The sequence below is a fragment of the Streptomyces sp. NPDC107562 genome (genome assembly GCF_055657325.1).
In genome coordinates, this window is sequence record NZ_JBVKBE010000024.1 from 33,334 (window position 1) to 48,787 (window position 15,454).

Below are 15,454 nucleotides of genomic sequence, written 5' to 3' on the forward strand. Positions count from 1 at the left end.
TACGGTGAACAGTCCGTGCCGCTCGCCGCCCGCCGTCGCCGCCCCGGGAAGGAACGACCGAATGATCATCTTCGGTACCAAGGGATACCTGTACCAGCTCGCGATACTGACCCTGCTGTGCGGTCGGTGCGGCAACCCCGCCGCGCACACCCTCAGGAAGCGGGTCACGAAGTTCACCCTGTTCTTCGTCCCGCTGTTCCCGTTCTCGACCAAGTACGCGACGCAGTGCACCTTCTGCGGGGCGGAACAGCCGGTGACCAAGGAGCAGGCGGAGCAGTTGCCGGCGCAGGCCGCGAGCGGTCAGCAAGGGCAGGGCGGTCAGGGCGGCCGGCCGAACGGACAGCCGCAGCAGCAGCCTTACCAGTCCTGAAGCCGCGCCGGACCCGGACGCCGTGTCAGGTTCCGGCCGCCTCGCGTGCGATGGCGTCGAAGCGGGCGCCCATCGCCGCGGCCAGGGCGTTGGCGGCCGACAGCGGGCGGACCATGACCATGAGCTCCTCGATCTTCCCGGACTCGTCCACCCGCAGGAAGTCGCAGCCCTGGAGCTGCTTCCCGTCGACCGTCGCGGTGAAGACGAGGGCGTGGTCGCGGGCGCCGGGAGCGCCGATCTCCCGCTCGTAGGTGAAGTCCTGGAAGACCTCGGCGACGTTGCGCAGGATCGCGGCGGTGACGGCCTTGCCGGTATACGGCTTGAAGACCACCGGGCTGGTGAAGACGACGTCGTCGGCCAACAGGGCCTCCACGGCGTCCATGTCCTTGCGTTCGACCGCCTGACGGAAGGGATGCATCCGGCTCACCTCGGGCACTCGGGTAGTCGACGAGATAGTCAACGAATTGAATAGGTGGCTGCGAGGCTACGGGCGCCGCGCCGCGCTTGTCCAGGGCTCAGCCCATAGTCAACTCGTTGACTGGTCAACGCGGTGCTAGCTTGGCGCGATGGCATTGCGCAACGCGGTGATGGCCGCGCTTCTGGAGGGCGAGGCCTCCGGGTACGACCTCGCCAAGGGTTTCGACGCGTCCGTCGCCAACTTCTGGATGGCCACGCCCCAGCAGCTCTACCGGGAGCTGGAACGCATGGAGGCCGAGGGCCTCGTCGCCGCCCGGGTGGTCGAGCAGGAGCGGCGCCCCAACAAGAGGCTCTTCTCCCTGACCGAGGCCGGGCTCGCCGCCGTCAGGGACTACGTCGCCGAGCCCCCCGCCCGGCCGACCGCGATCCGGGACGAACTGCTCGTCAAGGTGCAGTGCGCGGACGTCGGCGACCCGGAGGCCGTGCGCGCGGCGATCACCGGGCGCCGTGAGTGGTCCGCCGCCAAGCTCGCCCGCTACGAACGCACCAAGGAGCGGCTGCTGGACGGGCGCACGGAGGACGAGTACTTCGCGCACGCGACGCGGATCGGGCCGTATCTCACGCTGCTGCGGGGCATGTCCTTCGAGCGGGAGAACCTGCGCTGGTGCGAGCTGGCGCTGCGGCGGCTGGAGGGGCGCGCGGCGGCCCGCTGAGCCGGGAGGTGGTTCGGCACCGCCGCGTGGGGAACCCGGCCCCGGCACATGGTGTCGAGGGCCGACCCGCGCCCGGCCGAGGACGTCGGGCGGGCCCGCGCTCGACCCCGGTGCCGCACTCCCACCGGGACGCGCCCGGCGACGCCTTACGGGCGGGGGAAATCAGGGGCGGGCGGGCCGAACGACCCCGGGCTCGCCGCTCCTTGCCCGCACACGGCGGCACGGCGGCGGTGGCCGGCGAGGACGTTGGACGGGAAGGGACGGAAGACCGCTGATGAGGATCGGCCTGGCACTACACGAACTGCACGACGCCGAGGTGGAACTGGTGCGCACCCTGCTGCGTACGGCGGAGCACCACCGGTCCGCCCACGACGTCCACCATCTCGCCCTCGACCTGGCCGCCTGGTCCCGTCGTCATCTGCGCGAACTGGCCGCCGTCGGCGGACGCTACGGCGTCGACCTCGTCCAGGACCAGGAACCCGCGCACGGCCGGCACGCCCAGGAGGGCGAACCGGACGCGGGCCTGCTCCTGCTGCGTGACCTGCGCGAGGTCCACGTCCGGGCGTCGGAGGTCAGCCTCGACTGGGAACTGGTCGCCCAGGCGGCCCAGGCGAGCGCCGACGAACGGCTGCTGGACCTGGTGCGGCAGTGTCACCCCGACACCCTGCGCCAACTGCGCTGGGCGAACGCCCACCTCAAGGACAACGCCCCTCAGGTGCTGGGCGGTCGGTAGTGTTCCGACCCGGACGAGGGGGGAGGGGCGCATGGTGCCGAACGTGTTCCGCATCGGCGGGCAACTGACCGTGAGGCGACTGGGTTTCGGGGCGATGCACCTGCCGACGGAGCCCGCCGCCGAGCGCCGGACCGGCCTCGCCGTGGCCCGCCGTGCGGTCGAACTGGGTGTCACCCTGGTCGACACGGCCCACCTCTACGGCGGCGGCGCCAACGAGGAACTCCTCGCCGAGGCACTGCACCCCTACCCGGACGACCTGCTCGTCACCACCAAGGTCGGCGTCGCTCGCACCGGCGCCGGCGGGGAGTGGCGCCTCGACGGCCGCCCGGCCGTCTTGCGCGACCAGGTGGACGAGGCCCTGCATCGACTGCGCGTCGAGCGGCTGGAACTGCTCCAGCTCCACCGCGTCGACCCGGACACCCCGCTCGCCGAACAACTCGGCACGCTGGGGGAGCTGCAGACCGAGGGCAAGGTCGGCCGGATCGGCCTGTCCGAGATCACCGTCGACCAGCTCGACCGGGCGCGCGCCGTCGTCGACGTCGTCAGCGTGCAGAACCGGTACAGCCTGCTCGACCGCGCGCACGAGCCGGTGCTGCGGGCCTGAGAGGCGGCGGACATCGCGTTCCTGCCCTGGCGCCCCGTGGCGCACGGCACGTCGGGCGCGCACACGGAGATCGCCGCTGTGGCGGACGAACTGGGCGCCACACCGACCCAGGTGGCGCTCGCCTGGCTGCTCGCCCACTCGCCGGTGATCTGCCCCATCCCCGGCACCGCACGCGTCGACCACCTGGAGGACAACGTCGCCGCGGCCGGCCTCGAACTGTCCTTCGATCAGTACGCCCGCCTGGACGGCCTGAGCGCACCGGCCTGACCCGGGCGGGCGCGGCGAGCGGACCGGCCGGGCATGCGGGTGCGCGCGAACGCTGGGATCATGAGGGGGCCAGCGCTGCCCCGACCACCTGGCGAACGACGGTGGTGAGCGCCGTGACGGTGAGGAAAGACAACGACGAGGAGTCGACGCCCGCGCGCGTCGATCCCGCGGGGATGCCGTATCTGCGCACCCGGCTGACCCCGCCCGCGAGGCCCGCCACGTTCTTGCGCCGGGAGCGCCTGACCCGGAGCCTCGACCAGGCTCTCTCCGTGCCGCTGACCATGGTCAACGGGGCGGCCGGCGGCGGCAAGTCCCTCCTGGTCGCCGACTGGGCCGCCGGCCTGCGGCACCCCGTCGCCTGGCTGACCTGCGACGCCGCCGACCGGGCTCCGGGTGTCTTCTGGGCCTACGTGCTGGAGGCACTGCACGGCGCCGGCATGCCGGTGACGTCCGAGATCGGCAGCCCCGCGGCGGCCGGACGCGTCGAGGGCGGGCTGCTGGCCCGCCTGGCCGCCGGGCTCGCCGCCCGGGACCGCCCCGTGGTGCTCGTCCTCGACGAGTACGACCGTGTGACCACGCCTGACGTCGCGCAGCAGCTGCGCTTCGTCCTCGACCACGCGGACCACGGGCTCCGGCTCGTTCTCGTCACCCGCGCCGAGCCGCTGCTGCCGCTGCACCGGTACCGCGCCTCGGGTCGGATGACGGAGATCCGGAACGCGGACCTCGCCTTCACCCCCGAGGAGGCCGCGCAGCTGCTGACGCTGCACGGGCTCTCCCTGCCCCCGAGCACCGTGCGGGCGCTGGTGCGGCGCACCCAGGGCTGGGCGGCGGGGCTGCGGCTGTGCGCGCTGGCCGCCGGACAGAGTCCGGACCCGCAGACCTACCTCAAGGAGTTCGAGGCCGGCCGCAGCACCGTGGCCGACTTCCTGCTGGCCGAGGTGCTGGACCAGCAGGGCGCCGAGAGACAGGACCTGCTGCTGCGCGCCGCGGTCCTGGACCGGTTCTGCCCCGATCTGCTGAACGCGTTGACGCTGCGGACCGACGCGGAGGCCCACCTGGCGGCGCTGCACCGCGAGAACGCGTTCCTCCAGCAACTGGGCCACTCCTGGTACTGCCTGCACCCGTTGTTCGCGGAGATCCTCAGGGCTCATCTGCGCGAGCGGTCGCCCGGGCTGGAGCCGGAACTCCGTCGCCGGGCCGCGCGCTGGCTCCGCGGCTCGGGGGCCCTGCCCGAAGCGCTGGCCCAGGGCGCGGCGGCGGACGACTGGGAGTTCACGGCGCGGGCCCTCGTCGACGACCTGGCGATCGGGCAGCTCTTCACCGGCCTGCGCGCCCAGGACCTCCGCGTCCTGTTCGAGCGCATGCCCCCCACCACAGCGGGCCCGGCCGCCGACCTCGTCCGCGCGGCCCTCGCGCTGGCCCGGCACGACCTCCCGCACGCGCTCGCCGCCCTCGGCAGAGCCCGAGCGGACCTCGCCCCGGACCCCGGATCCGCCGCGCTCCGGCTCAGCCGTGCCCTGCTGGAAGCGCTGGCCGCGCGGTTGCAGGGATCGCCCGACGAGGCGGAGGAGGCGGCACGTGCGGCGGAGGACGCCAGGGCGGACGTACCCGCGGATCTCCTCGACGCCCACCCGGAGTTCACCGCGCTGCTGCTGACGCACCTGGGCTGCGCGCGGCTGTGGGCCGGCCGGTTCGACGCCGCCCGTGCCGCCCTGGGCGTCGCCGCCGAGTGTCCGGGCGGGGCGTCGACGGCGTTGCCCCGGCTGGAGTCGCTGGGCCACCTCGCACTGATCGACCACCTGACCGGCCGACCGGGCCTGGCGGAGCGCAGGGCGCGGGCGGCGGCGGCCGAGGCGGAACGGCACGGCCTGCCGCAGGGGGCCGGTTCCGGCATCGGCCGACTGGTCCTGGCGGCCGTCGCCGTCGACCGTGACGAACTGGCCCCGGCCCGGGCGCTGCTCAAGGAGGTGGCCGAACCTCCGGGGTCGCGGGACCCGGTGACCGCGGCGGGACGGATCATCGCCGAAGGGCGCCTTCTCCTGGCGCAGGGCGACGCGCGGGCCGCGCTGGAGACGGCGGGCCGCGCCGTCACGGCCGCCGTCCCCTCGCCCTGGGCGCAGGAGCAGGTCGCTCTGATCGTCTCGGCGGCCCACCTGGCGCAGAACAGTCCGGACTCGGCCCTGAAGGACCTGCGAGACGGCCCGGGCCACGGGGCGGTGTCCGCGGTGGCGACGGCACGCGCCTGCCTGGCCGCCGGGCGCCTCGACGAGGCCCGGGACCTGATCGACCACCTGCCCGCCGACGGCCGTCCGGGTCCGGCGGTGACCGTGCGCGCCACCCTGCTGCGGGCCCAGGCCGCGCACCAGGCGGGGGACCTCGCGACCGCGCGGCGCCTAGTCGCCCGGGCACTGCTCGACGCCCGGCGCGAGCGGCTGCGCAGACCGTTCGCGGAGGCCGGCCCCTGGATCCGCCCGCTGCTGCGCGCCGACCCCTTGCGGGAACTGACCTACGGCTGGCTCACCGACGCCCCCGGCAGCGGCGGCCCCGCCACCCGGCCCACGGCCGAGGAGCCCACGGCGCTCGTCGTCGAGGAACTGAGCGCACGCGAACGCGACGTGCTGCGACGGCTGGCCCGGATGATGTCGACGGAGGAGATCGCCACGGACCTCCAGGTGTCCGTGAACACGGTGAAGACGCACCTCAAGAGCGCCTACCGCAAGCTCGGTGTCAACCGGCGCGGCGAAGCGGTGCGCCGCGCCCGCGCACTGCGGCTCCTGTGAACCCCCGCACGGCTCCCCCCGCCACCGGCCCGCCTCGCCCACAGCGGGTGAGGCGGCCCGGGGCGCCGATTGCTGCGATGGACCCGTGAAGCACTGGGGTCCTCTGATCGTCCTCGGCACCGCACAGTTCCTGATGGTGCTGGACACGTCCGTCATGAACGTGTCCATCAGCCGACTGGTCGAGGACTTCGACACCGAGGTCACCGCCATCCAGGCCGTCATCACGCTGTACGCCCTGGTCATGGCCGCCTTCATGGTCGTCGGGGGCAGGCTCGGCGACATCCTCGGCCGCCGACGGGTCTTCCTCCTCGGGATGGTCGTCTACGGCATCGGATCGGCCGTGACCGCCCTGTCACCCACCCTGGGGGTGCTGGCGCTCGGCTGGTCCGTGATCGAGGGGCTCGGTGCGGCCATGGTGCTGCCGTCCATGGCCGCGCTGGTGGCCGAGTCCTACCGGGGACGCGACCGCCCGGTGGCCTACGGCGTCATCGGCGGCCTGGCGGGTGCCGGGATCGCCGTGGGCCCGCTGCTCGGCGGTTGGGTGACGACGTACCTCACCTGGCGCCTGGTCTTCGCCGGCGAGGTGGTCGTCGTCGTGGCCGTGCTCTGCTTCCACCGGCTGATCGCCGAGAGCGCCCCGGCCGGCCCGCGCCCCCGGATGGACCTCCTCGGTGCCACGCTCTCGGCGGCCGGCCTCGGGCTGTGCGTGCTCGGCGTGCTGCAGAGCGGCACCTGGGGATGGGTCGAGCCACGCAATCCCCCGTTCACCCTGCTGGGCTTCGCGCCCACGTTCTTCGTCATCGCGGCCGGAGCGGTCGTGCTCGCCCTCTTCGCCGCCTGGGAGCGGCACCGGGTCGCCCACGGCGACGACCCCCTGGTCCACCTGTCCCTGCTCGGGCGGCCACCGCTGCGGTCGGCCCTGATGGTCCTGCTGAGCCAGAACCTCATCCTGCTCGGCCTGTTCTTCGCCATCCCGCTGTACTTGCAGGTGGTACAGGGCTTCGACGCCTTCGAGACCGGGCTGCGCCTGCTGCCGGTCTCGGTCACCATGCTCGTGACCTCGCTCGGGGCCGCCCGGCTAGGCCGCAGGCTGGCCGCGCGCAGGGTGGTACGGCTGGCGCTCGTGACGCTGCTGGTGGCCGTCGTCTGGCTGCTGGCCACCATCGACCCGGTCATCGACGACGCCCAGTTCTTCTGGGCCATGGCCGTCCTGGGCGTCGGCATGGGCCTGCTCGCCTCGCAGCTCGGCAACGCCGTGCAGTCGGGCGCGGGGGAGGAGGAACGCAGCGAGGTCGGAGGGCTGCAGTTCACCGCGCAGAACCTGGGTTCCGCGTTCGGCACGGCCCTCATCGGCTCCCTCCTCGTGGGTGCGCTGGCCCACGCCTTCACGACCCAGGTCGAGGACGACCCCCTTCTGTCGGACCAGGCCCGGCAGGAGACCGGCATCGCCCTGGAGGCCGGGGTCAGCTTCGTCCCCGCCGACGAGGTGCGCTCGGCCGCCGAACGGGCCGGGCTTCCCCCGACCGAGGTCGAGGCACTCACCAGTTCCTACGCGCAGGCGCAGCTCGGCGGTCTGCGGGTGGCCGTCCTCGCGGTCGGCGGCATCACTCTGGCCAGCTTCCTGGTCACGCGGCATCTGCCGGACGCCGGGACGGCCCGGCGCCGGTCGGGGACGGCGCCGACGGCCGGGGGGACGGATCCGGAACGGAGGCCCTGATGGAGACGCCGCGCCGCACCCCTGCCCGGGCCACGCGGGCCGCCGAGCGGCGGGCGCACGCCGACTACACGGGCGGCGTCTACGGATCGATGCTCGCCGCCTCGGTGGTGGTGGGGGCCGGCACCCTCGGTTCGTTCCCGCTGGTGGAGCTGGCGCTGCTGCTCCTGCTGACGGGCGCGGTGTTCTGGATCGCGCACGTGTACGCCCAGCTGTTCGGGGCCCGGCTGGCGCAGCACCCGCTGAACCGCCGGGTGCTCGGGCACGTGTGCCGTGACGAGTGGCCGATCCTCAAGGCCGCCGTACCGCCCGCGGCGGCGGTGGTGCTCAGCCCGCTGCTGGGTCTGGACGTGCGCGGAGCCGCCTGGCTGGCGCTCGGCGTCGCCGTGGCCGGGCAGGTGGGCTGGTCGGTGGCCGCCGCCCGTCGCACCGGGGCCGGGCCGCGCATGGTGGCCGGCGCCGCGGTCGTGAACCTTTTGATCGGCATGCTGATCGTCGGCTTCAAGCTCGCCGTGACGCACTGACGGCGGGAATGCGCCAGGTCACCTGTACGGGGTGAGGCCGCGCGGGCCGCGCGGGCGCACGATCGCAGGGTGGCCGCAGATCGGCCCGGACGAAGTCGCCCGCGGGAGAGCAGCCCATGCGCTATGAGATCCGCGTCGACGGGCAGGTGTCGGAGACGCTGACCGCCTCGTTCCCCGAGCTGGAACACGTGGTGATGGCCGGTCAGACGGTCTTCTACGGTCCGGTCGTGGACGAGTCGCACCTGTACGGGCTGCTGGCCCGCTTCCAGGCGCTGGGCCTGACCGTGGTGGAGATGCGCCGGCTGGCGGAGTGACGACGGCCCTCAGACGCGATCAGACGCGATCAGACGCGCTCAGACGCCCTCGGCCGTGACACGGCCGGACCGGGCGGCCGCCCGCAGCTCCTCGTGGTCCCGCTCGTTGCGGTCGGCGTAGGACTGGGCGAACTCGGTCAGCGCCCGTTCGAAGCGGGCGCTGCCGCCGAGGTACGCGGCGATCGCGACGGGATCCCCGGAGCGCGCGTGGGCACGCGCGAGCGAGCCCCCGCACAGCCCGCCGAAGACCGCCAACAGGCCCGGATCCATGGTCTCCGGGCGGGCGATCCCCTTCCAGTCGCGCAACTGACGGACGTAGAAGTCCCGCTCACGCCCGTCCAGGCCGACCGTGTGCGTCCACCCGAGGAAGATGTCGCTGGACGTCTGGATGAGCCGCTGCCCGGACACCACCCGACGGCCCTGGTTGTCGTACCGCTCGCCGCCCGTGTGCGGGGCGAGCACCGACTCCTGGGCCTCCTTCGCCTGCAGCAGCAGCGGATCGTCGTCGTCCCGGCCGAGCAGCAGCGCGATCCAGCAGCGCGTGCCGACACTGCCCACCCCCACCACCTTGCGGGCCACGTCCACCAGCCGGTAGCGGCGCAGCAGGTGGCGGCGCTCGGAGGACAGCGTGTGGGCGTACGTGTCCAGCAGCGCGCCCAGGTCCTTGGCCCGGGCGTCCTCGCCGGTACCGGGCGCCAGGTCGCGCAGCGGCGTGATGAGCGGCGGGTCGGGTGCGATGCGCCGCCCCTGAGCCGTGGCCCGGGTGAGCTGCTCGAAGGCCTGCAGATGGGTGCGGGTGCGGGCCTTCGCCGTGGCCCGGTCGGCACGCCGCCGTGCCTCCTTGTCCAACGGGGCGTCCAGCAACGCGCGCAGGTGACCGAAGTCGTCCTGCGCGTACCAGACGTCGAGTGTCCCCATGCCGGCGAAGGCGCGCATCCGCTTGCGGTAGGCGCGGACGCAGGCGTGCACCGCGCGGTTCTGCTCCTCGGCGGAGAACCCGTTGGCCCGCCCGGCGATCACGAAGCTCGCCGCGAGGCGTTTCACGTCCCATTCGAAGGGACCGGACAGCGTCTCGTCGAAGTCGTTGATGTCGAAGACCAGGTGCCGCTCGGGGGAGGCGAGCAGCCGGAAGTTCAGCAGGTGGGCGTCACCGCACAGCTGCACGGTCAGTCCGGTGCTGGGCAGCGGGCCGAGGTCCGCCGCCATGACGGCCGCCGCTCCCCGGTAGAAGCGGAACGGGGATTCCAGCATCCGTGCGTACCGGACCGGCACCAGCTCCGGGACCCGGGTGGCGGACTGCCGCTCCAGGACCTCGACGGGATCGGGCCGTTGCTGATCCGCCTCGAACCAGCCGTGGCAGGAGCGCGAGGCGCGGGCGCGTGCCGCTCTTCCGTACGCGGCCCGTTCCGCCACGGTCAGGGGGACGGAGTACGCCGTCGCCACGGTCATCGTCGCTCACCTCCCGCGCCGTCCGGCGCGCCGTTGTGCCGCTGCTTGAGCCCCGCCTGGACCGCGCCCGCGAGCACCCGCGCGGCGACCCCCACCAGCAGCAGCCCGCCGGCCATCTGCAACATCGCCAGCACACGCCCGGCCTGGGAGCGGGCGGTGATGTCGCCGTACCCCACGGTGGCGAACGTCGTCAGGGCGAAGTACAGGGCGTCCGTCCTCGTCAGCGGCTCGCTGAACGCGGCCGGGTAGGAGCGGCCCAGCAGGTAGTAGGCGCTCGCGAAGAGCAGCAGGAACAGCGGCACGGTGGCGGCCAGCGCCTCCACCGCCTTCAGCCGCGGATGGGGCGAGCGCATGATCGTGCGCACCTCCCAGGAGAAGACCACCGCGACGGCCAGCAGACCGCACACGAGCCACGCGACGGTCTCCGCGTCGACGCTCTGCATCGGAATCAGGAAGTAGGCGCTCACCAGTCCGGCCGTGATGACCGTCCCGCGCGCGAGCGCCATGAGCGCCAGTCGACGGCCGGGACGCGACGGCATGTTCATCTCCGCTCCGTTCCGCCGGGAACCGGTGCCCTCTCCGCAACCACCTCATCGCCTCGGCGACGCCCGCGGATCACCCGTCATGGGTGACCCGGAGCCCGGCGGCGGGCGCGACGCTGGCCGGGTGGGCACGACAGGCGGGCACCACACATCCCCTGCGCCGGCGGTGCGGACACGCCCGGCCGGAACGCCCGAGGAGGAGCCATGACCGATTCGCCTGATCCGGGACCCCGGCCCGGCCGCCATGCCGAGGCGCCCTTCACCCCGGGAGGCGATCCCGCGGACCTTCTGGGGAGCCTCGGCGGCTCGTGGACGTGGCTCCTCGGCTCGGCGCTGGTCACGCTGGTGCCGGGTGTCGTCCTCCTGGTCTGGCCGGACGGCACACTGCACGTCCTGGCGGTGGTCGTCGGGCTGTACCTGCTGGTGGCCGGCTGCTTCCGGTTCGTCGCCGTCTTCGCCCAACAGCACGGCGAGAGGCTGCCCGGGCTGCTGCTCGCCGTGCTGTACGTGCTGGCGGGGGTGCTGTGCCTGAGGAATCCGCTGCAGACGATCGCCGCGCTGTCCCTGATCGTCGGGATCGTCTGGCTCGTCACCGGCATGCTCACCGCCTACGCGGCCCTCGCCGTCAAGGCCCTGCCCCACCGCGGTGTCCTCTTCGGCGCGGGCGCGCTCGGCGTCGTGGCCGGGGTCGTCGTACTGGCCCTGCCCACCGAGTCCGCCGTCGCGCTGACCCGGCTGCTCGGCCTGTGGCTGGTGCTGCTCGGCCTGGTCGAGGTGGCGGTCGCCTTCGCCTGGCGGGCCGCGCTGCGCAGAGCGGCCGCGGACCAAGGCGCCGGCACGCCGACGAAGGCGTGAGGAGGAGACCCCCATGGCCCAGCCCCCCGCACCTCCCCCACCCTCCGGCGGCGACGCGGAGAACCGGGTCACCCTGACCGCCGACGAGCAGGCCGAGTACCGCCGGCTCCGCCGCGCCGCGGCCGTGCACCACCGCAAGGCCCGCTACGCCGGCGCGTCGCTGCTGCTCCTGATCGCCCTGCTGCTCTCCCCCCTCGCCGTCGTCGCCACCTGGCTGGACGAGGAGGTCGCCGACACCGACCGCTACGTCCAGACCGTCGCGCCGCTCGGCTCCGACCCCGCGGTGCAGTCGGCGGTCACCGACCGGCTCACCGACCGGGTCGTCGCCGAGGTGAACGTCGACGCCGTCACGAAGTGGCTGGGCGAGGCGCTCACGGACGCCGGGGCACCGCCCGCCGTCGTCGACCGGACCGGGGCGCTCGCCGGGCCGCTCCGCGCCGCCGTGACCAGCGCCGTGCACAGCGTCGTGAACCGCGTGGTCACCAGCGAGGTCTTCGAGCAGGCGTGGGTCGCCGCCAACCGGCGCGCCCACACGGCGGTGGTGAACGTCCTCACCGGCAGCCAGAGCGGGGCCGTGCGCGCCGAGCAGGACAAGGTCGTCCTGGACCTCGGGACCGTCGTCGACGAGGTCAAGAAGCGGCTCGTCGACGCGGGCTTCCAGCGGGCCTCGGCCATTCCCGCCCCGGACCGGCAGATCACCCTGTTCGAGAGCGACAAACTCTCCGAGGCGCAGGCCGGCATGCGCCTGCTGGACGTGATGGGCCTCTGGCTGCCCGTGCTGACCGTCGTGCTGGCCGCCCTCGCCGTGTGGACCGCCCCGGCACACCGCGCGATGCTGCTGGTCACGGCCGTGGGCGTGGCGCTCATGATGGTGCTGCTGCTGATCGGCCTGGCCGTCATGCGCAGGGTCTACCTGGATGCCGTACCCCCCTCGACACTGCCCCCCGACGCCGCCCAGGCGATCTACGACACCTTCGTGCGCTTCCTGCGCGACAGCACGCGCACCCTGCTCGTGGTCGCCGTGATCACCGCGCTCGCCGCCTACCTGTACGGCCCGGGGCGCGCGGCCCGCGGGGTGCGCCGCCTGGTGGCGCGCGCCACCACCGCGAGCGGTCACGCGCTGCGGCGCCGGGGGCTGCGCACCGGCGGCGCCGGGCAGTGGCTGGAGACCCACCGCGCGTGGACGACCGGCATCGTCATCGCGGGCGGTGCCCTGGCCCTCGTGCTCTGGAACTACCCGACGGTCGGAGCCGTGGCCCTGGTCGTCGGCCTGGTCCTCCTGGTCCTGGTCGTCCTCGCGGTGCTCGCGGCGGCCGGCGGCCCCGGGCGGACCGCCACCCGCGCGCCCTGACTCCCGGGCGAGGCCCCGGCTCACCCCGCCGGGGTGAGGCCGCCGCGCGCGGTCACGCGCAGTCTGGATCGGCGGGCGACGCCCGTCGTGCCCTGCTCCGAACGGAGACGACCGATGAGCACTCAGATCTACCTCGCCTACGACTATCCGCTGCTGAGCATGTTCTGGACCCTGCTCTGGTTCTTCCTGTGGATCATGTGGTTCATCCTGCTGTTCCGCGTGATCGGCGACATCTTCCGCGACGACGGCCTCAGCGGCTGGGGCAAGACCGGCTGGCTGGTGCTCGTCATCCTGCTGCCGTTCCTCGGCGTGTTCATCTACCTCATCGCCCGCGGCAAGGAGATGGGCGGCAGGGAGATCAAGCACGCCCGGGCGCAGCAGCAGGCCCTCGACTCCTACATCCGGGACACCGCGGGCGGCGGCGGCCGTCGCAGCAGCGTCGACGAGCTCGCGAAGCTGTCCGAGATCCGCTCCCGCGGCGACATCTCCGACGAGGAGTTCCGCCGCGCCAAGGAGCTCGTCCTGGCCGACTACGGGCCGCCCGCCGGCACCGCGACCGGCACCGGCACCGCGACCGGCACCGAAGCACGGCACTGAGAGCACGAAACGACAGGAAGACGAGGCAGAACATGGCCGCAACGCACACGCCGGGCGCACACACCCCGGGCAGGAGCACCCACACCGCACGGCACGAGTGGGCCGCGGGGCTGATGGTCTTCGGCGCCATCCTGCTCCTGCTGTCCGGCATACTCGCCGTCTTCCGCGGCATCATGGCGATCGCCCAGGACGACGTCTTCGCCGTCACACCGAGCTACGTCTTCCGGTTCGACCTCACCGGCTGGGGCTGGATCCACCTCCTGCTCGGAGTGGTCGCCGTGGCCGTCAGCGTCGGACTGTTCCAGGCGGCCACGTGGGCGCGGGTCGCGGGCGTGGTGATCGCCGGGCTCATCGTCCTCGCCAACTTCCTCTCGCTGCCGTACTCCCCGGTGTGGTCGGTCCTGATGATCGCGTTCTCCGGGTTCGTCATCTGGGCGCTGTGCGTCGCCCGCAAAGAGGACCTCACCGACTCGGCGTCCGGCAGCCGCGGTTGACGCGGCCCGCAAGGCGCACAGGAGGGGGCGGACGGCGCAGAGACCGGAGCAGGTGGCGGGTAGGTGTGCGCCCTGTTGTGGCGTTCCGCCCTGCGCCTACAGTGTGGCGCCCCGGTCCGCGCCGGGTGTTCGGCACGCGTGGCCCCCGCAGCACGGGCCGCCGCCGACCGCCCGCGCGACCGGGATCACCCCGTGAGTTCGCTCGGACCGCGCGACCGAGTGTGGCGCGGCACCCGTGCGCGTCGAGAACCACTGGAGGCCGCCGTGTCCCGCCCGTGCATCGCCCTGATCACCGACCCCACCTCGCCCGAGGGCTGCGCCGAGTACCTCACCCGCGCGGTGGAACTCCTCACCGGAGCCGCCCCGGTACCCATCGACTCCCGGCACTTCGCGACCGGCGGCACCGGGCGCGGCCTCCCGGCCGGGGACGGCTTACGGCTGCACGTCCCCGCCGAGCAGCTCGACCTCGTGCCCGACATCATCGTGCTCTACGAGATCCCCCCGCACCGCCGCCGCGAACTGGTCGCCTTCCAGCGCCTGCTCGAACACCACGACGTGGTGACGCTCGGCACCGGCGTCGCCGCCTGGCGGACCGCCACCGAGAAGGACCTCACCGTGGAGCGCTTCCGGCGGGACGGCATCGCCCACATGGAGACCGTGGTGCTCTCCCGGCCCGGCCTGACCGAGGCGCTGGCCGCCTTCGACAAGCTCGGCCGGGACACCTGGGCCAGGCCCGTCGTCGGCACCGGCGGCGGCGACACCTTCCACCTCACCACGGAGGACGGGGTGGAGCGGGCCACCGCCTTCTACGCCGACCGCGGCACCGACTGGCTGCTGTCGCGGGACGCGGGCAACGTCACCGCCGACGGCTCCCGCCACCAGTTCCGCGTCTTCGTCCTCGGCGGCCGTGTCATCCACGCCCGCGAGCACCTCCAGCCCGAGCCCGACATCCCCTGCAACACCTGCCAGGGCGCCACCGCCGTCCCCATCGCCCCCGCCGACCTCCCGCCACGCCTGGCCCAGCTGGCCGTGGCGGCCACCGCGTCGGTCGGACTGCCCTTCGCCGGGGTCGACCTCGCCATCGAGAACGGCGGGGTCGTCTTCGAGGTGAACGTCCAGCCCGCCTTCATCGACGGCGAGGTCGAGACGGCGGCCGTGCCGTACGTCGAGGCCCATCTGAACGCCCTGGCGGCGGCCCGCAGGGCGCGTCCGGCACGGCGGCTGCCCGCGTGAGATCCTCACGCCTGGGTTACGAAGTCTCCAACCACTGGTATCCGTGGGGTGATGCGGTGACGATGGAGACATGACTCTGGCCCAGCGCGCCCTGGAGCAACTGGCATCCTGGCCCGACCTCACGGCGGGACCGGCCAGTTGCGGCACGGGGCGGGCAGTTCGCTCCACCCGCAGCGAGATCGCCCACTTCCACACGGGCCACGACGTGGACCTCAACCTCACGAGCCGGGCCGTCGGGCGGTTCGCCCAGGACCTCACCGTCTCCTCGGCGATCCGGCTGGTGCCCGGCTCCCGCTGGGTGACCGTCCACCTCGACTGCGACACGGACGTCGACCTGCTGCTGAGCCTGGTCAGCGTCGCCCTGCACGCCCAGGACCAGCCTCCGGGCGATCCCGCCCCGTCCGCCGGGTGCAACTTCCACCGGGTCACGGTGCTGCGCCGCGACCCGGCCGGCGTGGCGCAGCCGGCTCCCTAGGGACGGGCCCTTCGGCGCGGTT

General features: G+C 73.5%; 16 protein-coding genes and 1 pseudogene. 14 read left to right on the forward strand and 3 right to left on the reverse strand.

Annotation, left to right across the window (positions count from 1 at the left end; genetic code table 11):
- Nucleotides 1-61: 61 nt before the first annotated feature.
- Nucleotides 62-370 carry a zinc-ribbon domain-containing protein gene (locus ACZ7LV_RS37625; protein ID WP_471945863.1) on the forward strand — a complete coding sequence of 103 codons (309 nt, stop codon included), beginning with the start codon at nt 62-64 and terminating at the stop codon, nt 368-370.
- Nucleotides 371-395: 25 nt separating this feature from the next.
- Here the strand turns inward: ACZ7LV_RS37625 and ACZ7LV_RS37630 are convergent, their stop codons facing one another.
- The gene (locus ACZ7LV_RS37630; RefSeq protein WP_401671162.1) at nt 396-788 is read right to left on the reverse strand and encodes a nuclear transport factor 2 family protein; all 393 of its coding nucleotides are present in this window, start codon (nt 786-788) and stop codon (nt 396-398) included.
- A gap of 148 nt (nt 789-936) precedes the next feature.
- Between ACZ7LV_RS37630 and ACZ7LV_RS37635 the strand changes: the two genes are divergently transcribed.
- The 7 genes and pseudogenes from ACZ7LV_RS37635 to ACZ7LV_RS37665 all read left to right on the forward strand — a co-directional run bounded on the left by ACZ7LV_RS37635 (nt 937) and on the right by ACZ7LV_RS37665 (nt 8,436).
- Nucleotides 937-1,500: a PadR family transcriptional regulator gene (locus tag ACZ7LV_RS37635; RefSeq protein WP_471945864.1), complete on the forward strand. Its 564-nt coding sequence runs from the start codon at nt 937-939 to the stop codon at nt 1,498-1,500.
- Nucleotides 1,501-1,774: 274 nt separating this feature from the next.
- Nucleotides 1,775-2,233: a hypothetical protein gene (locus ACZ7LV_RS37640; RefSeq protein WP_471945865.1), complete on the forward strand. Its 459-nt coding sequence runs from the start codon at nt 1,775-1,777 to the stop codon at nt 2,231-2,233.
- A 31-nt stretch (nt 2,234-2,264) separates the two neighbouring features.
- A pseudogene (locus tag ACZ7LV_RS37645) lies at nt 2,265-3,104 on the forward strand (aldo/keto reductase).
- A gap of 173 nt (nt 3,105-3,277) precedes the next feature.
- Complete coding sequence (locus ACZ7LV_RS37650) at nt 3,278-5,884, forward strand: winged helix-turn-helix domain-containing protein (RefSeq protein WP_471945897.1); 2,607 nt, start codon at nt 3,278-3,280, stop codon at nt 5,882-5,884.
- An 85-nt stretch (nt 5,885-5,969) separates the two neighbouring features.
- Nucleotides 5,970-7,601: an MFS transporter gene (locus tag ACZ7LV_RS37655; protein ID WP_471945866.1), complete on the forward strand. Its 1,632-nt coding sequence runs from the start codon at nt 5,970-5,972 to the stop codon at nt 7,599-7,601.
- Complete coding sequence (locus ACZ7LV_RS37660) at nt 7,601-8,122, forward strand: hypothetical protein (RefSeq protein ID WP_471945867.1); 522 nt, start codon at nt 7,601-7,603, stop codon at nt 8,120-8,122. Before ACZ7LV_RS37655 ends, ACZ7LV_RS37660 begins: the two co-directional genes overlap by 1 nt.
- A 116-nt stretch (nt 8,123-8,238) precedes the next feature.
- Nucleotides 8,239-8,436 (forward strand): hypothetical protein, encoded by a 198-nt coding sequence (locus tag ACZ7LV_RS37665; protein ID WP_401671143.1) that lies wholly within the window; start codon nt 8,239-8,241, stop codon nt 8,434-8,436.
- 39 nt (nt 8,437-8,475) lie between these two features.
- Here ACZ7LV_RS37665 and ACZ7LV_RS37670 read toward each other — a convergent pair whose 3' ends face one another.
- Both ACZ7LV_RS37670 and ACZ7LV_RS37675 read right to left on the reverse strand, forming a co-directional pair.
- Complete coding sequence (locus ACZ7LV_RS37670) at nt 8,476-9,885, reverse strand: DUF2252 domain-containing protein (protein WP_471945868.1); 1,410 nt, start codon at nt 9,883-9,885, stop codon at nt 8,476-8,478.
- A complete protein-coding gene (locus tag ACZ7LV_RS37675) occupies nt 9,882-10,424 on the reverse strand; it encodes a potassium channel family protein (RefSeq protein WP_471945898.1) in 543 nt (180 codons plus the stop codon). Before ACZ7LV_RS37675 ends, ACZ7LV_RS37670 begins: the two co-directional genes overlap by 4 nt.
- Before the next feature lie 207 nt (nt 10,425-10,631).
- Between ACZ7LV_RS37675 and ACZ7LV_RS37680 the strand changes: the two genes are divergently transcribed.
- From ACZ7LV_RS37680 to ACZ7LV_RS37705, 6 genes are all read left to right on the forward strand, one after another.
- Nucleotides 10,632-11,282: an HdeD family acid-resistance protein gene (locus ACZ7LV_RS37680; RefSeq protein ID WP_471945869.1), complete on the forward strand. Its 651-nt coding sequence runs from the start codon at nt 10,632-10,634 to the stop codon at nt 11,280-11,282.
- A gap of 13 nt (nt 11,283-11,295) precedes the next feature.
- Entirely contained in the window at nt 11,296-12,633 is a 1,338-nt protein-coding gene (locus tag ACZ7LV_RS37685; RefSeq protein ID WP_471945870.1) for a hypothetical protein, read from the forward strand.
- Between the two features lie 114 nt (nt 12,634-12,747).
- On the forward strand, nt 12,748-13,230 hold the full coding sequence (locus ACZ7LV_RS37690) for an SHOCT domain-containing protein (RefSeq protein WP_471945871.1): 483 nt from the start codon (nt 12,748-12,750) through the stop codon (nt 13,228-13,230).
- A gap of 32 nt (nt 13,231-13,262) precedes the next feature.
- The gene (locus ACZ7LV_RS37695) at nt 13,263-13,724 is read left to right on the forward strand and encodes a DUF7144 family membrane protein (protein WP_471945872.1); all 462 of its coding nucleotides are present in this window, start codon (nt 13,263-13,265) and stop codon (nt 13,722-13,724) included.
- A gap of 264 nt (nt 13,725-13,988) precedes the next feature.
- Nucleotides 13,989-14,957: an ATP-grasp domain-containing protein gene (locus tag ACZ7LV_RS37700; protein WP_471945873.1), complete on the forward strand. Its 969-nt coding sequence runs from the start codon at nt 13,989-13,991 to the stop codon at nt 14,955-14,957.
- A 70-nt stretch (nt 14,958-15,027) separates the two neighbouring features.
- Nucleotides 15,028-15,432, forward strand: a complete 405-nt coding sequence (locus ACZ7LV_RS37705; protein WP_471945874.1) for a luciferase domain-containing protein — start codon at nt 15,028-15,030, stop codon at nt 15,430-15,432.
- Nucleotides 15,433-15,454 lie beyond the last annotated feature (22 nt).

Coding starts and splice junctions, on each gene's coding strand:
- ACZ7LV_RS37625 (WP_471945863.1), top strand. CDS start 62: ATGATCATCTTCGGTACCAAGGGATACCTGTACCAGCTCGCGATACTG.
- ACZ7LV_RS37695 (WP_471945872.1), top strand. CDS start 13,263: ATGGCCGCAACGCACACGCCGGGCGCACACACCCCGGGCAGGAGCACC.
- ACZ7LV_RS37635 (WP_471945864.1), top strand. CDS start 937: ATGGCATTGCGCAACGCGGTGATGGCCGCGCTTCTGGAGGGCGAGGCC.
- ACZ7LV_RS37705 (WP_471945874.1), top strand. CDS start 15,028: ATGACTCTGGCCCAGCGCGCCCTGGAGCAACTGGCATCCTGGCCCGAC.
- ACZ7LV_RS37670 (WP_471945868.1), bottom strand. CDS start 9,885: ATGACCGTGGCGACGGCGTACTCCGTCCCCCTGACCGTGGCGGAACGG.
- ACZ7LV_RS37640 (WP_471945865.1), top strand. CDS start 1,775: ATGAGGATCGGCCTGGCACTACACGAACTGCACGACGCCGAGGTGGAA.
- ACZ7LV_RS37680 (WP_471945869.1), top strand. CDS start 10,632: ATGACCGATTCGCCTGATCCGGGACCCCGGCCCGGCCGCCATGCCGAG.
- ACZ7LV_RS37630 (WP_401671162.1), bottom strand. CDS start 788: ATGCATCCCTTCCGTCAGGCGGTCGAACGCAAGGACATGGACGCCGTG.
- ACZ7LV_RS37685 (WP_471945870.1), top strand. CDS start 11,296: ATGGCCCAGCCCCCCGCACCTCCCCCACCCTCCGGCGGCGACGCGGAG.
- ACZ7LV_RS37650 (WP_471945897.1), top strand. CDS start 3,278: ATGCCGTATCTGCGCACCCGGCTGACCCCGCCCGCGAGGCCCGCCACG.
- ACZ7LV_RS37660 (WP_471945867.1), top strand. CDS start 7,601: ATGGAGACGCCGCGCCGCACCCCTGCCCGGGCCACGCGGGCCGCCGAG.
- ACZ7LV_RS37675 (WP_471945898.1), bottom strand. CDS start 10,424: ATGCCGTCGCGTCCCGGCCGTCGACTGGCGCTCATGGCGCTCGCGCGC.
- ACZ7LV_RS37690 (WP_471945871.1), top strand. CDS start 12,748: ATGAGCACTCAGATCTACCTCGCCTACGACTATCCGCTGCTGAGCATG.
- ACZ7LV_RS37665 (WP_401671143.1), top strand. CDS start 8,239: ATGCGCTATGAGATCCGCGTCGACGGGCAGGTGTCGGAGACGCTGACC.